The sequence below is a fragment of the Streptomyces sp. NRRL F-5122 genome, from assembly GCF_001507435.1.
GTDB lineage: Bacteria > Actinomycetota > Actinomycetes > Streptomycetales > Streptomycetaceae > Streptomyces > Streptomyces lannensis.
Genome location: NZ_LMWH01000290.1, coordinates 88,219 through 109,064, shown reverse-complemented (window position 1 = coordinate 109,064; position 20,846 = coordinate 88,219). Strand labels below are relative to the sequence as shown.

Annotated in this window: 19 protein-coding genes and 2 pseudogenes; 14 read left to right on the top strand and 7 right to left on the bottom strand. The window is 71.4% G+C overall.

From position 1 onward, the window contains the following. The first annotated feature begins 135 nt into the window (after nt 1-135). A complete protein-coding gene (locus ADL25_RS48680) occupies nt 136-270 on the top strand; it encodes an SPW_0924 family protein (protein ID WP_107116844.1) in 135 nt (44 codons plus the stop codon). A gap of 70 nt (nt 271-340) precedes the next feature. Next, nucleotides 341-1,331: pseudogene (locus ADL25_RS41640) on the top strand (DUF3068 domain-containing protein). Here ADL25_RS41640 and hrpB read toward each other — a convergent pair. From hrpB to ADL25_RS41625, 3 genes are all read right to left on the bottom strand, one after another. Further along, on the bottom strand, nt 1,321-3,834 hold the full coding sequence (gene hrpB / locus ADL25_RS41635; RefSeq protein ID WP_059133146.1) for an ATP-dependent helicase HrpB: 2,514 nt from the start codon (nt 3,832-3,834) through the stop codon (nt 1,321-1,323). The pseudogene ADL25_RS41640 and the gene hrpB sit on opposite strands and share 11 nt — an antisense overlap. A gap of 25 nt (nt 3,835-3,859) precedes the next feature. After that, nucleotides 3,860-4,192, bottom strand: a complete 333-nt coding sequence (locus ADL25_RS41630) for a hypothetical protein (protein WP_059133145.1) — start codon at nt 4,190-4,192, stop codon at nt 3,860-3,862. A gap of 130 nt (nt 4,193-4,322) precedes the next feature. Continuing rightward, nucleotides 4,323-5,297, bottom strand: coding sequence for a class I SAM-dependent methyltransferase (locus tag ADL25_RS41625; RefSeq protein ID WP_079050960.1), 975 nt, complete (start codon nt 5,295-5,297; stop codon nt 4,323-4,325). A gap of 237 nt (nt 5,298-5,534) precedes the next feature. Between ADL25_RS41625 and rpsA the strand changes: the two genes are divergently transcribed. The 5 genes from rpsA to ADL25_RS41600 all read left to right on the top strand — a co-directional run bounded on the left by rpsA (nt 5,535) and on the right by ADL25_RS41600 (nt 11,006). Continuing rightward, entirely contained in the window at nt 5,535-7,025 is a 1,491-nt protein-coding gene (rpsA, locus tag ADL25_RS41620; RefSeq protein WP_059133144.1) for a 30S ribosomal protein S1, read from the top strand. A gap of 208 nt (nt 7,026-7,233) precedes the next feature. Beyond that, entirely contained in the window at nt 7,234-8,850 is a 1,617-nt protein-coding gene (locus ADL25_RS41615) for a flavin monoamine oxidase family protein (protein WP_059133143.1), read from the top strand. Between the two features lie 125 nt (nt 8,851-8,975). Further along, complete coding sequence (locus ADL25_RS41610) at nt 8,976-9,914, top strand: PAC2 family protein (RefSeq protein ID WP_059133142.1); 939 nt, start codon at nt 8,976-8,978, stop codon at nt 9,912-9,914. Between the two features lie 52 nt (nt 9,915-9,966). Continuing rightward, a complete protein-coding gene (coaE, locus tag ADL25_RS41605; protein ID WP_059133141.1) occupies nt 9,967-10,575 on the top strand; it encodes a dephospho-CoA kinase in 609 nt (202 codons plus the stop codon). A 50-nt stretch (nt 10,576-10,625) separates the two neighbouring features. Beyond that, the gene (locus ADL25_RS41600; protein WP_059133140.1) at nt 10,626-11,006 is read left to right on the top strand and encodes a tetratricopeptide repeat protein; all 381 of its coding nucleotides are present in this window, start codon (nt 10,626-10,628) and stop codon (nt 11,004-11,006) included. Nucleotides 11,007-11,066: 60 nt separating this feature from the next. Here the strand turns inward: ADL25_RS41600 and ADL25_RS41595 are convergent, their stop codons facing one another. Further along, a complete protein-coding gene (locus tag ADL25_RS41595; protein ID WP_059133139.1) occupies nt 11,067-11,330 on the bottom strand; it encodes a DUF6343 family protein in 264 nt (87 codons plus the stop codon). 120 nt (nt 11,331-11,450) lie between these two features. Here ADL25_RS41595 and ADL25_RS41590 point away from each other — a divergent pair, with 120 nt between their 5' ends. The 3 genes from ADL25_RS41590 to ADL25_RS41580 all read left to right on the top strand — a co-directional run bounded on the left by ADL25_RS41590 (nt 11,451) and on the right by ADL25_RS41580 (nt 13,785). Continuing rightward, a complete protein-coding gene (locus tag ADL25_RS41590; protein WP_059133286.1) occupies nt 11,451-12,437 on the top strand; it encodes an acyltransferase domain-containing protein in 987 nt (328 codons plus the stop codon). Between the two features lie 93 nt (nt 12,438-12,530). Next, complete coding sequence (locus ADL25_RS41585; protein ID WP_234381268.1) at nt 12,531-13,235, top strand: class I SAM-dependent methyltransferase; 705 nt, start codon at nt 12,531-12,533, stop codon at nt 13,233-13,235. Nucleotides 13,236-13,335: 100 nt separating this feature from the next. Beyond that, the gene (locus ADL25_RS41580; protein ID WP_059133284.1) at nt 13,336-13,785 is read left to right on the top strand and encodes a DoxX family protein; all 450 of its coding nucleotides are present in this window, start codon (nt 13,336-13,338) and stop codon (nt 13,783-13,785) included. Nucleotides 13,786-13,901: 116 nt separating this feature from the next. Here the strand turns inward: ADL25_RS41580 and ADL25_RS41575 are convergent, their stop codons facing one another. After that, the gene (locus tag ADL25_RS41575; RefSeq protein WP_079050969.1) at nt 13,902-14,453 is read right to left on the bottom strand and encodes an RNA-binding S4 domain-containing protein; all 552 of its coding nucleotides are present in this window, start codon (nt 14,451-14,453) and stop codon (nt 13,902-13,904) included. 279 nt (nt 14,454-14,732) lie between these two features. On the opposite strand from ADL25_RS41575, the gene ADL25_RS41570 reads away from it, so the two are divergent. Continuing rightward, on the top strand, nt 14,733-15,434 hold the full coding sequence (locus tag ADL25_RS41570; protein ID WP_059133138.1) for a uracil-DNA glycosylase: 702 nt from the start codon (nt 14,733-14,735) through the stop codon (nt 15,432-15,434). 49 nt (nt 15,435-15,483) lie between these two features. Here ADL25_RS41570 and ADL25_RS41565 read toward each other — a convergent pair whose 3' ends face one another. Continuing rightward, nucleotides 15,484-15,906 carry a RidA family protein gene (locus tag ADL25_RS41565; RefSeq protein WP_059133137.1) on the bottom strand — a complete coding sequence of 141 codons (423 nt, stop codon included), beginning with the start codon at nt 15,904-15,906 and terminating at the stop codon, nt 15,484-15,486. 200 nt (nt 15,907-16,106) lie between these two features. Here ADL25_RS41565 and ADL25_RS41560 point away from each other — a divergent pair, with 200 nt between their 5' ends. Together ADL25_RS41560 and ADL25_RS41555 are read left to right on the top strand one after the other, a co-directional pair. Further along, complete coding sequence (locus ADL25_RS41560; RefSeq protein ID WP_059133136.1) at nt 16,107-16,901, top strand: nucleotidyltransferase domain-containing protein; 795 nt, start codon at nt 16,107-16,109, stop codon at nt 16,899-16,901. Nucleotides 16,902-16,930: 29 nt separating this feature from the next. Continuing rightward, nucleotides 16,931-17,662: a hypothetical protein gene (locus tag ADL25_RS41555; protein WP_059133135.1), complete on the top strand. Its 732-nt coding sequence runs from the start codon at nt 16,931-16,933 to the stop codon at nt 17,660-17,662. A 625-nt stretch (nt 17,663-18,287) separates the two neighbouring features. Here ADL25_RS41555 and ADL25_RS41550 read toward each other — a convergent pair. Continuing rightward, nucleotides 18,288-19,239, bottom strand: a pseudogene (locus tag ADL25_RS41550) (endonuclease/exonuclease/phosphatase family protein). 136 nt (nt 19,240-19,375) lie between these two features. Between ADL25_RS41550 and ADL25_RS41545 the strand changes: the two are divergent. Next, entirely contained in the window at nt 19,376-20,749 is a 1,374-nt protein-coding gene (locus ADL25_RS41545; RefSeq protein WP_059133134.1) for an amidohydrolase, read from the top strand. The last annotated feature ends 97 nt before the right edge of the window (nt 20,750-20,846 follow it).

The following is a 20,846-nucleotide window of genomic DNA, read 5'->3' as shown; positions in this document are numbered from 1 at the left end:
CGTACCTATGAGGGCGGCGCCCCACCGTGTTGGTGGGGCGCCGCCCTCATAGGTACGACCTGTTCTCATCTCGCGCGACCGTTGCTACGGTGCCGGACCTGACGATGTATCAGCTAAGGTCGCGGGGAGGCCCGTATGCGCGCCCTCATCGCGGCGGGGATCGGTCTCGCCGCCGCGCTCGCCCTGGTGTTCACACTGACCGCCCTGGGCGCGCCCACCGGGAAGACGTCGCCGAAACCGCTGCTGACGACGGTCCCCAGCCATCCATGACGCGCGGGACCGGAAGCCGGGTCGCACGGGCCCGTACAGCCGCACCCGCACGCACAGGGAGGACGACGAGATGCGCCGCAAGGCCGGCTTGATCCTGCTCGCCCTCGCCGTGTTCTGCACGGCGCTGTCCCCACTGCTGCGCTGGTACGCCTTTCCGCGTCTGGCCGAGGTCCCGGCGAACCAGTACCAGGACATGGTCCTTCAGGCGAGGAACGCCACCCTTCTCGACTACGGCACCATGACGTCCCGCACGGTCCCCGAGGTCACCATCGTGCAGACCCTGAAGGGCGATGTGGAGGCCGGAAAGAAGATCGAGAAGTCGGCCGGCCGGGACGTGGTGGTCTGGGACGGCCTGTCCTATGTGCAGGGTCCCGACGGCAAGATGGTCTCCCGGATCCCCGAGCGCTACATCTTCGACGCGCACACCCAGGAACCCGTGCACGCGACCGGCGAGTCGGTCGACGGCGATCCCGTCCGCCGCGACGGCATCGAGTTCAAGTGGCCGTTCCTGACGCAGAAGAGGGACTACGAGTACTTCGACGCGCAGGCACGCATCACGGCGCCCATCCACTACAAGGCCACACGGACCTTCCGGGGCGTGAAGGTCTACCACTTCGAGCAGACCATCCCCTGGACGAAGGTCCCCTTCCCCAAGGCCATGCCTGTGCGGGGCATCACCCCCGAATCGGTCGCGAAGACCGGCACGACGCGCTGGTACACCACGGTCCGCAGGTTCTGGGTGGAGCCGTGACCGGCGCGCCCGTCTACGGCGAGGAGATTCACAAGGAGGAACTGCGCGGCGGCACGCTCCTCGGAGGCCGCGCCAAGGTCACGGCGTTCGCGGGCCATGTGAAGATGCGCGCGGACTACATCAGGTCGACGGTCGCCCTCGTCAAGCACAACCGCACGCTCGTGCTGATGCTGACGTCCCGTCTGCCGTGGGGCTTCCTCGTCCTCGGCGTCTGCCTGCTGTCGCTGTCCCTCCTGGTCGAGGCCCGTGGCCGGCGCCCGGGGAGGCCGCGCCCGGCAGGGCGCGGGAGCCCGATCCGGTCACCGCCTGAGCCGCGCGTTGGTGTGCCGGGTCGGTTCCGCACCGGCCGGGTCCTCCGGCCAGGGGTGCTTGGGGTAGCGGCCCCGCAGTTCCGCCCGTACGGCGCGGTAGCCGTCCCGCCAGAAGGAGGCGAGGTCCGCGGTGACGGCAGCGGGGCGTCCGGCGGGGGAGAGCAGATGCACCAGCACGGGGACCCCGGCGATCTCCGGTGAGTCCTGCAGCCCGAACATCTCCTGCAACTTCACGGCGAGGACGGGCCGCTCGGGGTCCGCGTAGTCGACGCGTATCGCGGACCCGCTCGGGACGGTGATCCGCTCGGGGGCGAGCTCGTCGAGCCGGGCGGCCTCACCGGTGGCCCAGGGCAGCAGCCGGGCGAGGGCCCCTGCGGCGTCGATCCGCGCAAGATCGGCGCGTCGCCGCGCGCGGCTCAGCTCGGGCTCGAGCCATTCGTCCACGCGCGCGTGGAGCGCGTCGTCGGTGACCTCCGGCCAGGGCGCACCCAGGTGCAGCCGCAGAAAGGCGAGACGCTGCCGCAGCAGCCGGGCGCCGGGCGACCAGTGCAGCAGCCCGAACCCCTCCTGCCGCAGCCCTTCGAGAAGGGCATCCCGCACCAGGGCCGGAGCGGTCTCCCGCAGGGGCCGCACCGTCAGCTCGACCGCCCCGAGCCGCTCGACATGCCGGGCGACGACATCCCCGCCGGTCCAGTGCACCTCGTCGTCCGTGGTGTGCAGAGCGGCGGCGGCGCGGCAGGCCACGTGCTCGTCCACCACCGCGGCGTGCCGTACGCGTGCGTGCCCCGCTTGGAGGGGCCGGTCGGCGACGGCCACGGCGAGCCACGGCGCGCCGCGCAGATGCGAGCCGGCCGCCGGCTCGGCACGCGTGCCGTTCACCATCAGGAACGAGCCGCCGTCGGCCCGGGCGAGCCGCTCGGGGAAGGCGAGGGCGGCGACAAGACCGGCCACCTGGTCGTCCTGCGCCCTCGTCGCGCCGTCCGTGTCCGTCCGCCGCGGTGCGTCCGCCGCGGCCCGCAGCCGGCGCGCCTCCTCCCGCCAGCGCGCCGCGTACGCGTCACCTCCGCGGCGCGCCGTCCGCCACGCCGCCGCCAGGTCGTCCCCGTATTCCCGCGGCGGCTCCTCGCTCAGCAGGGCGACCACCTCGGCCGCCCGCTCCGGACCGACCTCCGGGGCGGCGTCCAGCAGTGCCCGGGCGAGCCGCGGATGCAGACCGAGGCGGGACATCCGCGCGCCCCGATCCGTGGCCCGCCCCTCGGGATCCACGGCGCCGATGGCCGCCAGGACCGACCTCGCCGCCGCCATCGCCCCGCCCGGAGGCGGATCCAGCAGCGCGAGCCCGGACGCGTCCGGATCGCCCCAGCAGGCCGCCTGCAACGCGAAGGCCGTCAGATCAGCCAGCCGGATCTCCGGGGCGGGGAAGCGGGGGAGCCGTGTGTCCTCCGCCTCGGACCAGCACCGGTACACCCGGCCCGGGGCCTCGCGCCCTGCCCGGCCCGCGCGCTGTCCGCCCGTGGCCTGCGAGGCGCGTACCGTCGTCAGCGCACTCAGCCCGCGCGCGTGGTCCACTCGCGGTTCCCGGGTGAGTCCGCAGTCCACGACCACCCGTACGCCGGGCACGGTCAGCGACGACTCCGCGACGGCGGTCGCCAGCACCACCCGCCGCCCGGCTCCGGGGGACAGCACGGCGTCCTGCACGGCGGCCGGCGCCCGCCCGTGCACCTGGAGCACCTCGATGCCGCCCAGGTCGCCCAGATGCCCCGCCACGCGTGCGATCTCACCCACGCCCGGCAGGAAGCACAGCACGTCGCCTTCGCACTCCGCGAGTGCCCGCCGCACCAGCGACGCGACATGGGCGAGCAGCGCCGGGTCCACGCGCAGCCCGTGCGGCGGCCGCAGGGGGCGCGCGGGAGGCGCCCACACCACCTCGACGGGGTACGACACGCCCTCCGCCTCGACCACCGGAGCCCCGCCCAGCAGCCCGGCCCAGCCCCGCGCGTCCGTCGTCGCGGAGGCGGCCACCAGCCGCAGCTCCGGCCGCAGCGTCTCTCGTACGTCCAGCAGGAACGCGGCGACCGTGTCGGCGTCCAGGTGCCGCTCGTGGCACTCGTCCAGCACGACGACGTCGACGCCCGCCAGCTCCTGGTCGCGTTGCAGCCGCTGCAGCAGCACTCCGGTCGTGACGACCTCCACGCGCGTGTGCCGCCCCACCACCCGTTCGCCGCGGACGGTGTGGCCGACGCTGTCCCCGGCGTTCTCGCCGAGCAGCCACGCCATCCGCCGTGCCGCGGCGCGCGCGGCGATCCGCCGGGGCTCCGCGACCACGACGCGGCGCGCCGGGCCGTCGCCGACCAGTCCGGCGAGGACCAGCGGCACGAGCGTCGTCTTCCCGGTGCCGGGCGGCGCGCACAGCACCGCCGCGCCGTGGCCGTCCAGCGCGTCCCGGAGCGCGGGGACGGCGGAGCGCACGGGCAGACGGTCGAGAGCGTCGTGGCGGATCACCGCACCAGTGTTCCAGGCGGGCGCATCAGGGGAGGAAGACGTGCTCGCAGCGGTGGCAGAACAGCTTTCTGCGCCATTCGGCGCGTCGCCTCGCGGTCTGGGCCGCCTTGTCGCGCAGCGACACCAGCCAGACGCCTCCGCCGGCCACCCCGACGTACCCCAGCCATGCCTCGGAGACCAGCAGGGCGCAGCCCACGGTCAGCAGCCCGACGGGTCCCGCCCACCGCTCGTCGTCCAGCGAGGGACGGGCGAGGTGCGGCGCCGCGGCCCGCCCCTGCGGCGGCAGGGCACTCCAGTGGGCGCGGAGCCTCGTGATCCTGTCGCTCCGCTCGCAGACCGGGCAGATGTGCATGCGCATACCCCCACCACGCATGGCGCCGCACGCCGCAGCCCCGAGGGCGACGTGTCGACATGTCGTTTGTGCCCTGCCCGCGACGCGGGCATACGCGAACGGCCGCCCTCGTCGCGGATTGGCCGGAACCGCCCGCTCAGCCCCGCTGGCACACGAATATCGCCGTCCCCGGGATCAGACCGCCGCGCAGCGGCGACCAGCCGCCCCACTCCGAGGTGTTCCAGGCGGGCCATTCCGGCTCCACCAGATCGACGAGCCGGAAACCGGACGCCGTGATGTCCCGCACCCGGTCGCCGAGCGTGCGGTGATGCTCCACGTACACCGCACGGCTCTCGTCGTCCTGCTCCACGTACGGCGTGCGGTCGAAGTACGAGGCGGACACCGACAGACCCTCGGGCCCCGGCTCGTCCGGGAACGCCCAGCGGATCGGGTGGGTCACGGAGAACACGAAGCGGCCGCCGGGACGCAGTACCCGGTGCACCTCCCGCAGGACCAGGACGGGGTCCGCGACGAACGGCAGCGCCCCGTAGGCGGAACACGCCAGGTCGAAGGAGGCGTCCCGGAAGGGCAGGACGGCGGCGTCGGCCTGGACCAGGGGGACGGAGCCGCCGATGCGCAGGGCGTGCTGGAGCTGCCGGTGCGAGAGGTCGAGCGCCACCGGACGCGCGCCCTGGCCGGCCAGCCAGCGCGAGCACTGCGCAGCGCCGGCGCCGATCTCCAGGATGTCCTTGCCCTTGAGGTCGTCCGGTCGGCCGAGCAGTTCGGCCTCGACCTCGTCGAGGCCCTCGGGGCACCACACGAAGCGGTCGTCGCCGAGGAACGTGCCGTGTTCGATCTGGTATTCGTCCGCGTTCCGGTCCCACCAGCCCCGGTTGGCCCGGGCGCTCTCGGTGACACCCGCCGTGCGTCGGGTGGCTTCCGGCTCGAACTGTTCGGACTCTTGGATGATCGGCTCCCTCGTCGTACTCTTCCGTCCAACCCGTCGCGCGGTGTCACCGGCGATGCGTCTCCGGCCCGTGTGACCTGGTGGCGTAGTCCGGTACACGCCGGTGTCGCGTGGGGATTGTGCCGGAAATGCGGCTGTCTGCCCCGGGTGTGCGCCTTCGCGCATTGACCCTGTCCGGCTGCCCCCGTATGCTACAAGTTGCGCTGCGGGCCTGCGCGCCTCAGACGGAGCAGGCTGCGCTCGCATCTGTTGTATGTCCCCTCGGTTCTCGAGGCGCCACCGGGCACCCGGTGTCCTTAAAAGGTGGCGCTTCCTTGGCTGTCCGGCTTCTACAGAGCGAAACGGGCTCCCGGCGTAAGCAGTGCCTACGACTTCAATGTCCGTACCGGAGCCCTTTCCCACATGACGAGCAGCACCGAGACCACCGCCACCACCCCGCAGGTAGCGGTCAACGACATCGGTAACGAGGAAGCCTTCCTCGCCGCGATCGACGAGACGATCAAGTACTTCAACGACGGCGACATCGTCGACGGCGTCATCGTGAAGGTCGACCGGGACGAGGTCCTGCTCGACATCGGTTACAAGACCGAAGGTGTCATCCCGAGCCGCGAGCTCTCGATCAAGCACGACGTCGACCCGAACGAGGTCGTTGCCGTCGGCGACGAGATCGAGGCCCTGGTCCTCCAGAAGGAGGACAAGGAAGGCCGCCTGATCCTCTCGAAGAAGCGCGCCCAGTACGAGCGTGCCTGGGGCACCATCGAGAAGATCAAGGAAGAGGACGGCATCGTCACCGGTACCGTCATCGAGGTCGTCAAGGGTGGTCTCATCCTCGACATCGGCCTCCGCGGCTTCCTCCCGGCCTCGCTGGTCGAGATGCGCCGTGTCCGCGACCTCCAGCCGTACGTCGGCAAGGAGCTCGAGGCGAAGATCATCGAGCTGGACAAGAACCGCAACAACGTGGTCCTGTCCCGCCGTGCCTGGCTGGAGCAGACCCAGTCCGAGGTCCGCCAGACGTTCCTCACGACCCTCCAGAAGGGTCAGGTCCGCTCCGGTGTGGTCTCCTCGATCGTCAACTTCGGTGCCTTCGTGGACCTGGGTGGCGTCGACGGTCTGGTCCACGTCTCCGAGCTGTCCTGGAAGCACATCGACCACCCGTCCGAGGTCGTCGAGGTGGGCCAGGAGGTCACCGTCGAGGTCCTCGACGTCGACATGGACCGCGAGCGTGTCTCCCTCTCGCTGAAGGCGACCCAGGAAGACCCGTGGCAGCAGTTCGCCCGCACCCACCAGATCGGCCAGGTCGTGCCCGGTAAGGTCACGAAACTGGTTCCGTTCGGTGCGTTCGTCCGCGTGGACGAGGGCATCGAGGGCCTGGTCCACATCTCCGAGCTGGCCGAGCGCCACGTGGAGATCCCGGAGCAGGTCGTCCAGGTCAACGACGAGATCTTCGTCAAGGTCATCGACATCGACCTCGAGCGCCGTCGCATCAGCCTCTCGCTGAAGCAGGCCAACGAGTCCTTCGGTGCCGACCCGGCCTCGGTCGAGTTCGACCCGACCCTGTACGGCATGGCCGCGTCCTACGACGACCAGGGCAACTACATCTACCCCGAGGGCTTCGACCCCGAGACCAACGACTGGCTCGAGGGCTACGAGAAGCAGCGCGAGGAGTGGGAGCGCCAGTACGCCGAGGCGCAGCAGCGCTTCGAGCAGCACCAGCAGCAGGTCATCAAGTCCCGCGAGGCGGACGCCGCCGCTGCCGCCGAGGGTGGCGAGGCCGCCGCTCCGGCCGCGACCGGCGGTTCGTACTCCTCCGAGGGCAGCGACACCTCCGGTGCGCTCGCCTCGGACGAGGCGCTTGCCGCTCTGCGCGAGAAGCTGGCCGGCGGCCAGAGCTGACGCTCACCGCTGAGGCTGCCTAGCCGATAGCCAAGGGCCCGCACCCGTTCAGGGTGCGGGCCCTTGGTGCAGGCGTCCGCCCGATCGCCGGACAGGCCGTACTGGACTCTGCAGAAACGTGTGGGTTACACCGGCAACCGATGGGCCGTAACCGCCCACTGCCAGGCTTCCCCGGTCTTCGTTCAAGATCGGAAGGGGAGCCCATTCCATGGCACAGCCTCAGCACGGGTCGGGAACGAGTCGGCGGGCGTTCCTGAGGAACGTCGGTCTCACCGGCGGCGCCGGCGCCATGTTCGCCACCATGGGGGCGCTGGGCCTCGCCCCCACCGCCGCCTACGCGGCCGAGAAGGAGGCGCCGTTCCAGGCGCCCCGCCGCAGCGACTTCACCCTTCAGGGGCGATCCGGCAGACCCGCCGAGGTCGTCGTCATCGGAGCCGGCATCGCCGGTCTCACCTGCGCGTACGAGCTGGGCAAGGCCGGCTACGACTGTACGGTCCTCGAAGCCCGCGACCGCGTCGGCGGCCGCAACCTCACCGTCCGTGGCGGTGACAGCCTCACGGACATCAACGGCGTCGAGCAGACGGCCCGTTTCAGCAAGGGCCAGTACATGAACGCGGGCCCCGCCCGGCTCGCCCAGTGGATGGTCACCCTCGACTACTGCCGTGAACTGGGCGTGCCCGTCGAGGTGTTCACCAACTCCAACGCCAGCGCCCTCATCTACAACCCGGGCAGAGGCATGGCGGCACCGGTCCGGTACCGGACCGCGAAGGCCGACGTCTACGGCTACGTATCCGAACTGCTCTCCAAGGCCACCAACGCCGGCGCCCTCGACGGCGAGTTGACGGCCGACGACAAGGAGCGGCTGCTCACCTTCCTCAAGAGCTACGGCTCCCTCGGTGCCGACTACACGTACGCGGGAACCGAGCACCGCGGCTTCACCGTGGATCCGGGCGCCTCCGGCACCCCCGGCGACGAACTCGGCGGTGTCCCCACCCTGTCCGAGGTCTTCGCCTCCAACGTGGGCCGCTACTTCTCCTTCGAGTTCGGCTACGACCAGGCGATGCTGATGTTCCAGCCGGTCGGCGGCATGGACCGGATACCCGAGGCCTTCGCCCGTGCCATCGGCCAGGAGCGGATCCGGACCGGGGCGGCGGTCACCGACATCAGGAACACCGGTGACGGCGTCCGTGTCACCTACACCCAGCACGGCCGCACCCGGGTGGTCAAGGCCGACTACTGTGTCGCCACCGTGGCCCCGCACCTGCTCGCGAGGACACCGCACAACCTCGGTCCCGAGGTGCAGACCGCGCTCCTCGCGGTGAAGCCCTCCTACGCCTCGAAGATCGGCCTCGAGTACAGGAGCCGCTGGTGGGAGAAGGACTTCAGGATCTTCGGTGGCATCACCGAGACCGACATGGACCTGGACCACATCTGGTACCCCTCCTACGGCCATCTCGGCGACCGCGGTCTGATCATCGGCTACTACAACACGGGTGCCCACTCCGAGGTGTACTCGGCGCTCACCCCGGCCGAACGCCTGGAACGCGCCGTGGCCCAGGGCGTCATGATCCACGGAGACAAGTACCGCACCGAACTGGCCGCCTCCTTCTCCCACCAGTGGAAGCTCGTCCCGCATCTCGAGGGCGCCTGGCACTCCATGCCCGGCGGCCCCGACGCCCCGGCGTACGCACCGCTCAACAAGCCGCAGGGCAACGTGTACTTCGCCGGTGACTACCTGAGCTACCTGGACGCCTGGCAGCACGGGGCGATCTCCTCGGCGCGCAAGGTCGTCACGGAACTGCACCAGCGCGTCCTCGCCTCCTGAGTCGACCCGCCGCCGCGGCGATCCGGCCCGGCCGGAGCGCCATGGCGTGACGCTCCCGGGGGATACGGGAATGCCCGTGTCCCCCGGGGCGTTGACCACGGCGAACACGAGGAGGAGCGGTCTACGTGCTTGATCCGCAGGGTTTGTACGCATGGGAGCCGAAGGGCCTGGCCGTCGTCGACATGGCGCTCGCCCAGGAGTCGGCCGGATTGGTCATGCTCTACCACTTCGACGGCTACATCGACGCGGGTGAGACCGGCGACCAGATCGTCGACCGGCTCCTCGACTCGCTGCCCCACCAGGTCGTGGCCCGCTTCGACCACGACCGGCTCGTCGACTACCGCGCCCGCCGTCCGCTGCTCACCTTCAAGCGCGACCGCTGGGCCGGCTACGAGGAGCCCTCGATCGAGGTGCGCCTCGTCCAGGACGCCACCGGAGCGCCCTTCCTGCTGCTGTCGGGTCCCGAGCCCGACGTCGAATGGGAGCGCTTCGCCGGCGCAGTCCGGCAGATCGTGGAGCGGCTCGGCGTCCGTCTGTCCGTGAGCTTCCACGGGATCCCCATGGGCGTGCCGCACACCCGCCCGGTGGGCCTCACCCCGCACGGCAACCGCACCGACCTCGTTCCGGGGCACAGCAGCCCGTTCGACGAGGCGCAGGTGCCCGGCAGCGCCGAGTCCCTGCTCGAGTACCGGCTGATGCAGGCGGGACACGATGTCCTGGGCGTCGCGGCCCATGTGCCCCACTACATCGCCCGCTCTCCCTACCCGGACGCCGCGCTGACGGTCCTGGAGGCCATCACCGCCGCGACCGGGCTCGTCCTGCCGACCGTCGCGCACACCCTGCGCACGGACGCCTACCGCACGCAGACGGAGATCGACCGGCAGATCCAGGAGGGCGACGAGGAACTGGTCGCACTCGTGCAGGGCCTCGAGCACCAGTACGACGCCGCAGCGGGGGCCGAGACCCGCGGCAACATGCTCGCCGAACCCGTCGAGATCCCGTCCGCGGACGAGATCGGGCAGGAATTCGAGCGCTTCCTGGCGGAACGCGAGGGCGACGGCTGAACGCGGGGACCTGTCCTGCCGGCCGTCGGTGGCAGGCCGTAGGCTTCCCGTCATGCTGAAGGTGGGTCTGACCGGCGGTATCGGAGCCGGCAAGAGCGAGGTGTCGCGACTGCTCGTGGAGTGCGGGGCCGTGCTGATCGACGCGGACCGTATCGCGCGCGAGGTCGTCGCGCCCGGAACCCCGGGCCTGGCCGCGGTCGCCGACGCCTTCGGCGCGGGCGTCCTCGCGCCGGACGGCAGCCTGGACCGGCCCAAGCTCGGCTCCGTCGTGTTCGCCGACCCGGAGAAGCTCGCCGTCCTGAACGCGATCGTGCACCCCCTGGTGGGCGCCCGCTCCCGGGAGCTGGAGGCCGCCGCGCCCGAGGACGCCGTCGTCGTGCACGACGTCCCCCTCCTCGCCGAGAACGCGCTCGCCCCGCTGTACGACGTCGTGGTCGTCGTCGACGCGAGCCCCGCCACCCAGCTCGACCGGCTGGTGCGACTGCGGGGCATGACCGAGGAGGACGCACGCGCGCGCATGGCCGCGCAGGCGACACGGGACAAGCGTCTGGAGATCGCGGACATCGTGATCGACAACGATGTGGATCTGCCTCGGCTGGAGCGGAGCGTAAGGGACGTATGGGTGGATCTCGTGCGCAGGGCGCAACGCTCACAGGAATAGCGGTCACCATCGGGGGCGTTGAACCGGTGCAGTAAGGGAAGGACTTTGCCGTGCCCGAGAACAGCGATCCGACCGGACGTACTCCGGAGACACATGTGATCGACTTCCGCGCCGCCGAGCAGCTGCTCGCCGCGCGGGACCCGCGGGGCGCGGTGAAACTGCTCGACGGCGTGATCGCCGCTCATCCGGAGAACACCGCCGCGCGGCTGCTGCGTGCGCGTGCCTTCTTCGCCGCCGCGCAACTGCGTCCCGCCGAGCTGGAGTTCAGCATCGTGCTGGAGCGTGAGCCGGACAACGCCTTCGCGCACTTCGCGCTGGCCCGCACCTATGAGCGCCAGGCGCGGCCGGAGGAGGCGAAGCGGCACTTCCGGCTGGCGGCGGCCCTGGACCCGAACCCGCAGTACCTGAAGGCGGCACGCTTCGACTCGTAGCGGGCTCGCCGCCTTCGGCGAGTCGTCGCTCGGTGGGCGCCCGGGCTTCCCCGGGGCCCGCTACCGTCGGTGGTCCGGCGGAGTGTAGGGCGGGACGTCGCGGCCCGGCTGCCAGTGAGGGCCCTGGTGCATGTGGTGCAGGATCACGGCCAGGTCCACGGCGACGACCAGCCACAGGACACCGCACGCGGCCGCCCAGCCGGGCCGGCCCACCAGGGCGAAGGCGATCGTTCCGAAGGTCGCCCAGACCAGACCCCACACGCTCAGCCAGAAGCGTGCCCGCAGCGCACTGCGCGCTGTCGCCGGCTCACTGCCCGTACGCATTCACATCACTACTCCCACCAGGACAAGTACCCTTCGTCGTGCACGTTCACCAGGGAACGGTGACCGGATCCCATGGATCGCGCGGAGCGCGCGGGACCGGTCCCCGGGGGAGGGGCGATGGTGCTGCTGAAGGCGCTGCGGGCGGACGCGAGGCTCGCCGAGTGGCTGAGGGATCTCGAGAGCGAGGAGGACGCTCCCGGCGAGGCCGTGCTGCCTCACGCGGACGAGCTGCCCGACGTGCTGCTCGATCTGTCGGTGCCCCACGAGGACATCAACGACCTCGTCGCGCTCCGGAGCCGGCTCGCGCAGGACGACGAGGCGATGGCCCTGCTGGCGCGGTGCGCCGCCCGCTTCGTGCGGGACATGGGGGAGATCGGGAAGGGCTGGGAGCCCCCGTCGTTCCCGGAGTCGGCGGGACCGCTCGGGCGGCTCTTCCATGTGTACGTCTTCGTCGCGGCTCTGCCGCATGTGCGCGCCTACCACCGTGGGCGCGGCGTCCCGGAGGACGTCTCCCGCCGTACGCTCGCCGACCTCGGCCGGCAGATGGCCGTGCACCGTCGGCGGCGCGGCACGGGCGGGCTGCTGTTCCCGTGGTGGACGGCGCTGTACTTCCACGGGGAGCTGTTCCAGCTGGGACGGCTGCAGTATCAGCGCGCTCGGCTCGGGCAGCGCACGGGGGAGGCGGTCGCGGCCTCGGGCGGGAGACCGGGGCCCGGGGACCCGTGTCTGAGCGTGCACATACCCGACTTCCGCGGCCCGCTCACGCCCTCCGCCTGCGAGCGGTCGCTGGCACTCGCCCGTGCCTTCTTCGCCGAGCACTTCCCCGAGGAGCCGTACGAGATCGCGGTCTGCCACTCCTGGCTGCTGGACCCGCAGCTCAGGCACCATCTCCCGGCCGACTCGAACATCATCCGCTTCCAGGACCGCTTCGAGCTCACGCACCAGGAGACGACGCCGGACGACGGCGTGCCCGTCGGGTTCGTCTTCGGTGACCCCGAACTGCCGGTGGCGGACCTGCCGCGACGGAGCAGTGTCGAGCGGGCCGTGGTGGACCATCTGAGGGCGGGCGGGCACTGGTACGGGGGGCACGGCTGGTTCGTGCTCTGACCGGCCCGGTCATGCGTTCCATCCCCGAACATTCACTCTATCGAGTGAGGGGGTTGAGGGAACGGGGCGCGCAGCGCGGTCCGTTGGACGGGCATGAAGGTGACGATGCGGGACGGTTACGGGGGCACGGGCCCGGGCGCGATCACACCCGACGGCTGCGCGGTCGAGCTGTACTCACGGCTGCCGATCGGGGACGAGCCGGACATCATCTCCGCGGCGGTGCCCGGGGGCGCGCGCATCCTGGAGCTGGGCAGCGGGGTCGGCCGGATGACTCATCCGCTGCTGGAGCGCGGCTTCAGGGTCACGGCGGTGGACGAGTCACCGGAGATGCTGGAACGAGTGCGTGGCGCGCGTACGCTCTGCAGCCCGATCGAGGCCCTCGAGCTGGACGAGACGTTCGACGTGGTGATGCTCGCCTCGTTCCTGGTGCACGCCGGGGACGTGGAGGTGCGTCGGGGACTGCTGAGGGCGTGCGTCCGGCATGTGGCGCCCGGCGGGTGTGTGCTGATCCAGCGCGAGGGGGAGGACTACCACACCGACACTCCACGTGAGCGTGTCGATCCGAGCGGCTTCACCGTGCGGATCGTGTCCTCGCAGCCGGTCGGTGACGGAGTCAACTCGGTGCGCGCGGAGTACGAGTTCCCCGACGCGGCCTGGACGCAGACCTTCCTGGCCCGGCCGCTGAGCAGAGAGGTCTTCGAGGAGGCGCTCGAAGAGGCCGGGCTGAGGGTGGACCGGTATCTGACCGAGGACCGGATATGGGTGCGGGCGGTGCCGATGGATGCGGCAGGCGGATGAGGTCTCCGGGAAACACGGCGGCGGACGGCGATGAGTTGTGGCAAGCACACGGGTCTGCCTCTGTGACAGCACCGAGCACCTGATCACCGAGGAGCACCCCATGTCCGGGACCACCGCACCCCGTGCCGCTTCCGCCGTCCCCTCCACGGACCACGGGCGCAGCCGCGGCCGTCGTGCCGAGATCTCCCTGTACGCGCTGCAGATCGCGCTCGCGCTCTTCTACGCAGTCGCGAGCGCGCTGCCCAAACTGATCGCGCATCCGTCGGCCGCCGAGTCCTTCGACAGGATCGGCTGGGGAAGCACGGGGATGTACATCATCGGCGCACTGGAACTGGCCGGGGCGATCGCGCTGCTGATCCCGGTGCTGTCGTCGGTCGCGGCGGTGGCGCTGTCCGCGCTGATGGTAGGTGCCTTCATCGTGCAGCTCACGGTCTTCGACGGCCAGAACGCGGCTACCCCGCTGATGCTGCTCGTCCCGTTGATCCTGATCGCCTGGGCCCGCCGCCACCGCACGGCCGAGCTGCTCCGTCCCGTACGACACGGGGCATGACCGCCCCGAGCCTGCGGCCGCTCATGTGCCGGTGCGAGAGGGACATCCGGGCCGGACCGCCCCGGCACGGCCCGCCGCCTCGCTCCCTGGTGCGGTCCACGCTCCGTGGCCCGCTCTCACAGCCCCTCGGCGCCGCCCTGGTCGTCCGCCCGGCCGCGGCCTTCGGACGGGCGCCGGCCGGCCGATCGGTTCTGCGACCGGCCCTGGCCCTGTGTCCGAAGAGCCTCGGCGAAGCCGCCGGGTGCCGCTCCGAGGCCGCGAAGGCGTTCCATCTCGCGGCGGTCGCGCTTGGTGGGGCGCCCCGCGCCGCGGTCGCGGATGCCGGCCGGGGCCACCGCCTCGCGGGGCGGCGAGGGCGGGCTGTTGTCGATGTAGCACTGGACGGCCACCGGGGCTCCGACCCGTTTGCGGATCAGCTGCTTGACGACGACGATCCGCTCCCGGCCCTCGTGCCGCAGGCGCACCTCGTCGCCGACGCGGACGGCGTACGCGGGCTTCACACGCTCACCGTTCACCCGCACATGGCCGCCCTTGCAGGCGTCGGCGCCGATCGAGCGGGTCTTCACGAGCCGCACGGACCAGATCCAGCTGTCGATGCGCACACTCTCGCCGTTGGACGGCCCGGCCGCCTTCGCGGCCGCCACCGCGGAGGCGGTCTTCGCATCCATGGCCTGCCCGCCCGCGGCGCCGTGGCCCGTGTCCTCCGGGCCCGATGCGTCGGATGCACGGCTCGTCCCGCTCGTGCCGGTGTCCCGCCGGTCCTCCGCCTCGCGGTCCAGGCCGACCCCGGACTCCCGGTCCGCGACCGTCCGGCCCGTCCTGTCGTCGTCCGCACGTACAGAAGCCATGGTCCCGACCTTAGTCCCCTGAGCTGCGTGGACCGCACGGCATTTCCGAACGGGGCGCCTCGGGTCCGGGCCCGTACCGGCACGTCCTACCGTGGAGTCATGGACCTCAGCAGTCTCGCCCGGCTGGACGATCGGATCACGGGATGCCGTGCCTGCCCTCGCCTGGTCGCATGGCGGGAGGAGGTGGCCCGCACCAAGCGCGTCGCGTTCGCCGACTGGACGTACTGGGGCCGGCCGGTGCCGGGTTTCGGACCGCACGACGCCCGGATGCTCGTGGTCGGCCTCGCTCCCGCCGCCCACGGCGGAAACCGGACCGGGCGCATGTTCACCGGGGACCGGTCCGGAGACGTGCTGTACGCGGCAATGCACGACGTGGGGCTGGCGTCCCAGCCCACATCCGTGTCCGCCGACGACGGCCTGGAGCTGTACGGAGTACGGGTCACCTCGCCGGTGCACTGCGCACCGCCCGAGAACAAGCCGACCCCCGCGGAACGGGACACCTGCAGGCCATGGCTCGTAGAGGAGCTGCGGCTGCTGCGCCCGTCCCTGAGATCCGTGGTCGCGCTCGGCGCCTTCGGGTGGCAGTCGACCCTGACCGCACTCGCGGAGGCAGGCCTTGCGGTGCCCCGTCCACGGCCCGTGTTCCGGCACGGGGCCCGGGTCCAGCTGGACGGACTGGACCTCTTCGGCTGTTTCCACGTCAGCCAGCGCAACACCTTCACGGGACTGCTCACCCCCGAGATGCTGCGGGACGTGCTGCGGACGGCGGCCGAGGCGGCGGGCCTGCCGACCGAACCCTAGAACCGGCCGGGAGGCACGGCGCGAGACCTCCGGTACGAGACACGGCGTGCTAGGCGTCGGCCCCCTCGACCTCTCCGGGGATGACGGCCGTCGCCGTGATCTCCACAAGCTGTCCCGTGTAGCCGAGGCAGGCCACGCCGATGAGGGTCGACGAATGCGGCCCGGTGCTGAGCGCCGAGGCCTCGACGACGTCCCAGACCGCGGAGAGCACGGCGGGCTCGCTGCTCACCACGTAGACGTCCGTCGACACGACGTGTTCCAGGTCGCTGCCGGCCGCGCGCAGTTGCTCGTCGAGGTTGGCGAGCACCTGCCGGGCCTGCCGTACGGGATCGCCCTCGCCGATGAGCTTTCCGTCGGCGTCGAGGGGTACCGCGCCGGCGAGGAACGCGAGCCGGGTTCCCGCCTCCACGACGGAGGCGTGCGCATAGCGGGGCGGGGGAAACAGGGAGGGCACGGTGATGCGTTTCGGCATGAGAGCTCCCGGGGTCGAGGACCGGTCCGGACCGGCCGTGCGCCGGTCCGACGACAACCCGCCGATGATGCGTGTTCGGCTCGGTCACCGCATCCCGATTTCCGCGCCCGCACGGACGCCCCGGCCCCGTCGAAACCGGCGGACGCAGGGTCGCCTGCGGGCTACGGTGGGCCTTCCGTGCCCATGACGAGGGGAGACCGGTGGACGAGCAGGCGTTCCTCGACGAGGTGGCCGACCGCCTCGCCGCCCTTCCCGGAGTCGGGGCCGTCGCCCTCGGCGGATCCCGCGCGCAGGGCACCCACCGCCCGGACAGCGACTGGGACCTGGCCGTGTACTACCGGGGCCGGACGTTCGACCCGGCCGCTCTGCGGGCCGTCGGCTGGCCCGGCGAGGTCAGCGGGATCGGAGACTGGGGCGGGGGAGTGTTCAACGGCGGCGCCTGGCTGACCATCGACGGCCGCCGCGTCGACGTCCACTACCGCGATCTCGACGTGGTGGAGCACGAGTGGGCCGAGGCCGAGGCCGGCCGCTTCCATGTGGAGCCGCTGCTCTTCCACCTCGCCGGCATCCCGAGCTACCTGGTCGTGGCCGAGCTGGCGATCAACCGTGTACTGCGGGGCACGCTCGACCGCCCGGACACCTATCCGCCGAAACTGCGGGCCTCCGCGCCGGAACGCTGGTACGGCACGGCAGGTGCCACGCTCTCGTACGCGAAGGCCGCGCATGCCCCGAAGGGCCGCCTCACCGAGGTGGCCGGCGCCCTGGCGCTGGCCGCGACACAGACCGCCCACGCCGTGCTCGCGGCCAGGGGGGAGTGGGTCACCAACGAGAAACTGCTGCTGGAGCGGGCGGGACTGCGGGGCGTCGACGGGATCGTGGCGGGTCTGGGCGCACACCCCGGCAGACTCGCCGAGGGCATCGGGACGGCCGGGGAGCTCTTCGCGGACGCCCTGTCCTCCGCGAAGGACTCCGCCGTCGGAAAATCCTTCGAATGACCTCAGTTGACGCTGCTACCGTCGCGGGCGTGGCGAAACTCAATCAGATCATCGCAGTCGAGAAGGGCATCAAGTCCAAGTCGCACCAGGACCTGACCGCCGCCCACCACGGGCTGCAGAAGCCCGCGTTGCTGGCCGGCATCTCGCGTACGTACCAGCCGAAGGACGAAGAGGGCGAGCAGTTGCCGCCCGAGTCGACGCGAGTCCAGGTGCAGGCGGAGGACGTGCTGCGGCGGACCGCGGAGACGCTCACGCGACTGTTCGACGTCACCGCCACGAAGGACTGGGCCAACTGCACCGCCAGGGCGGACGTGAAGGTGGACGGGCGGGTGCTCGTCGCGGACGTTCCCGTGGCCTATCTGCTCTTCCTGGAGAAGCAGCTCGTCGACCTCAACACCTTCGTCCGCAAGCTGCCGCTCCTCGACGCCTCCGAGTCCTGGGTGCAGGACCCGTCCACCGACGCGTGGAAGACCGAGCCGGTGCGGACGCTGCGCACGAAGAAGGTGCCCCGCAACCATGTGAAGGCGGAGGCCACCGAGAAGCACCCGGCACAGGTCGAGGTGTACTACGAGGACGTGCCCGTCGGGTACTGGACGACGGTGAAGTTCTCCGGAGCCCTGCCGGCCCGCCGTGTGAACGAGCTGCTGGACCGGGTCGAGAGGCTGCAGCAGGCCGTCAAGTTCGCCCGGGAGGAGGCGAACGGAGCGGACGTCGTCGACCAGCGTGTCGGGGACGCCGTGTTCGGCTATCTGTTCGGGTAGCCTCAAGAACTCCCCGGCCATCACGAACGACGGCCGGGGTGCGCGAGGAGCGCAAGCTGAAGCTGAAGCTTGTCGTGACGACGCGGTCCCAGTGGAGGTTCGAGTCCTCCCCGCGGCACAACTACCTGCCGCGGTAGCCCAATTGGCAGAGGCAGACCGCGATCAATCTCAGACTCTTGCTCCAGACTCAGCATTCGCCGCCGATCGCCGGATCGACCGGGCCCAGGCCCCGGGACGTCGAAGTGCTGGTTCAAGTCCAGCTCGCGCAGCTCGATGCGCGATGGTCCAAAGGCAGGACGCGGCGACATGACGACTGACCTGGGTCCTCAAGCGTGCCGGCGTGCCCATATGGGCGGCATTCCAGGGCCCGGGGGCCGGCTACGCCCTCGGGCCCGCTCCCGTTCCCGCAGGCCCGGACCGCCGTACATGCTCGGGGTGTTGTGTCTGCCGGGGACGCCGCTTCCAGGCTTCGTTCCACACCGCCGAAGCCGCCCGCACCGGGTGTCCCGACGACATGACGACGTCTCACGCCCCGCCGTGACCGGAACCGCGCGCCGAACGGCGTGGACGGCCGGGCACCGGAGGCAGGGAGCCGATCGGGGTGCCCCTCGCGGTCCGGCCGCTCTCACGAGTCCAGGCGCACCCACACCGGTGCGTGGTCCGAACCCGGTGCCCCCGCCGCTCGCCCGGGTCGGCGCCGACCGACGGCAGACGCGGGGCGTTGTCGCCCGGCAGGCCGGCGCCCGCCGCCGTCAGCCGGTGCACCATTCGGTGGCTCACCAGCATGTGGTCGATCAGTTCGCGTCGCCCCGAGGTGATGCGTGAGTAGCGCTGCTCCGCGGGGATGAGCGGCGCCACGTCCCACAGGCGCTGCGCGTCGCCGCGGTCCCGGTGCTCGTACCCGGGGGTGCCGATCTCGGAGCCGGGCGGGCCCAGCAGGATCTGGGTGGTGGCCGCCTGCACCTCGTCGTTCATGTCGCCCAGTACGGCGACGTCGTCTCTGTCGCCCCCGCCCGCGAGCAACTCGTCGGCGAGTGCGCGGAGGGGCGTCGCCTCGGCGGCACGCCGGTAGAGGGCGTACGCGGCGCAGCGGGCCCGCTCGCCCTCGTCGCGCGGCTGGAACCGGCCGCCCGGACAGGACAGCAGCTTGGACTTCAGATGGGCCACCGCGGCCTTCAGGGTCACTCCCTCGACTGCGACCTCCACCGCCAGCAGGCCACGGCCGGCGTGTGCCGCGGTCGTCCCCTCGTCGTCGGCCTGCACGGGGAGCAGCCGTCCGGGGAACTCGTTCGTGTCGGCGAGCACCCGCGGCAGCGAACGGCTGAGGAAGCCGACCCGGATGCCGCGGTCGTCGGGATGGCGGGAGACCGTGACGTGCCACCGGCCGCCCAGCATCCCGGCAAGGTCCTCGAGCGCCTCCGGGTCCCCGACCTCCTGGACCCCGAGCAGCGTCGGGTCCAGTTCCGTGATCACCGCGGCAAGGGCGGCCAGCTTGGTCTCGTACGCGGCCTTGTCCTTGGGGCGTACGGGCCTCCGGGCCGGTACAGGTTCTCCAGGTTCCAGGTGCCGAGGAGCATGCCGGGTTCCTTCCGGAGGCCGGGTGGCGGGCTGTGCCGCTGCCAGAGTGCGCGCGGATCCGGCGAGGGAACAGGGCGGTGGCGGGATGCGTGGTCCATGTCGCCCAGGGATACGACCGCGTCGTACGGTGACGGGATGACGTCGACTCCGGCCGATCGGCCGTCGCCTCCGTCCGACCTCGTCATCACCGGATGCACCGTCCTCGTGCACGACGACCAGGAGCGGATCGGCTTTGCGGAGGACGCCGCGATCGTCGTACGGGACGGGGCAGTCGTGTCGGTGACACCCGCCTCGGACACCCGGGACCTGCCCGCCCTCGAGTGCATCGACGCACGTGGGCAGGTGGCGCTGCCCGGTCTGATCAACTGCCACACCCACTCCCCGATGGCCGCCCTGCGCGGCATCGCCGAGGATCTGCCGGTGGGGGAGTGGTTCAACGACTACGTCTGGCCCATCGAGTCCAACCTCACTGCCAGGGATGTGGAGTTGGGGGCGCGCCTCGCCTGCGCGGAGATGATCCGCGCCGGTGTCACGTGCTTCGCCGACCACTACTTCTCGATGGAGGCCGTCGCCTCCGCCGTCGTCGACTCCGGACTCCGCGCCCATCTGGGTGAGGCGTTCTTCTCCAGCCAGGGCGCACAGGGCCGCCGGACGTCATTGGAGTTCGCGCTGAGGCACCGGGGGACCGCAGGCGGACGCATCACCACAGCGCTCGCCCCGCACGCTCCCTACACCGTCGGCGACGCGGACCTCGCGGCCACCGCCGAGCTCGCCCGCGAGCACGGTCTGCCCGTACACATCCACGCGGCCGAGAACCTCGAACAGACCGAGACCAGCCTGGCGCGGTACGGACGTACCCCCGTCGAGATCCTGGAGACCGCCGGACTCCTCGACACGGACGTGCTGATCGCACACGGCACCGGCATCCTGGACCGGGACCTGCCCGTGCTGGAGCGGGCGCACGCACGTGTGGCCGTGGCGACGGCGCCGCGCGGTTATCTCAAGTTCGCCTGGCCCACGACCACACCGGTGCGGGCCCTGGGGGCCATCGGTGTCCCGGTGGGCCTCGCCACGGACGGCGCCGCCTCGAACAACTCGCTGGACGTGTGGGAGTCCATGGCGCTCACCTCCCTCGCGCAGAAGTCGGCCGAGGGCGATCCGCGCTGGCTGACCTCCCGGCAGGCCCTGCACCACGCCACGTTGCAGAGTGCACGGGCCGTGGGGCTCGGCGACCGCATCGGAAGGATCGCGCCGGGCCACCGCGCCGACATCGTGCTGGTGGATCTGACCGGACCGCACACCCAGCCCGTCCACGACCTCGCAGCCACTCTTGTGCACAGCGTCCGTGCGTCGGACGTCAGCACCACGATCGTCGACGGGTGTGTGCTGATGCGCGACCGCGAGCTGCTGACCGTCGATGTGTCCGCGACAGTGGGCGAGTTGACGCAGCGGCTGCCCGCGCTCGTCGACCGCGGTCACGGCGGACGGATCCAGGAGTACGACACCTGACCGTCCCCGACCGGGCCGGTGTCCCGGTGTACCGAGCGTTCGCATGGCTGTTGGAGGGCGAGTATCCGGCGCTCGTCACCGCGTGGCAAAGAGGTCT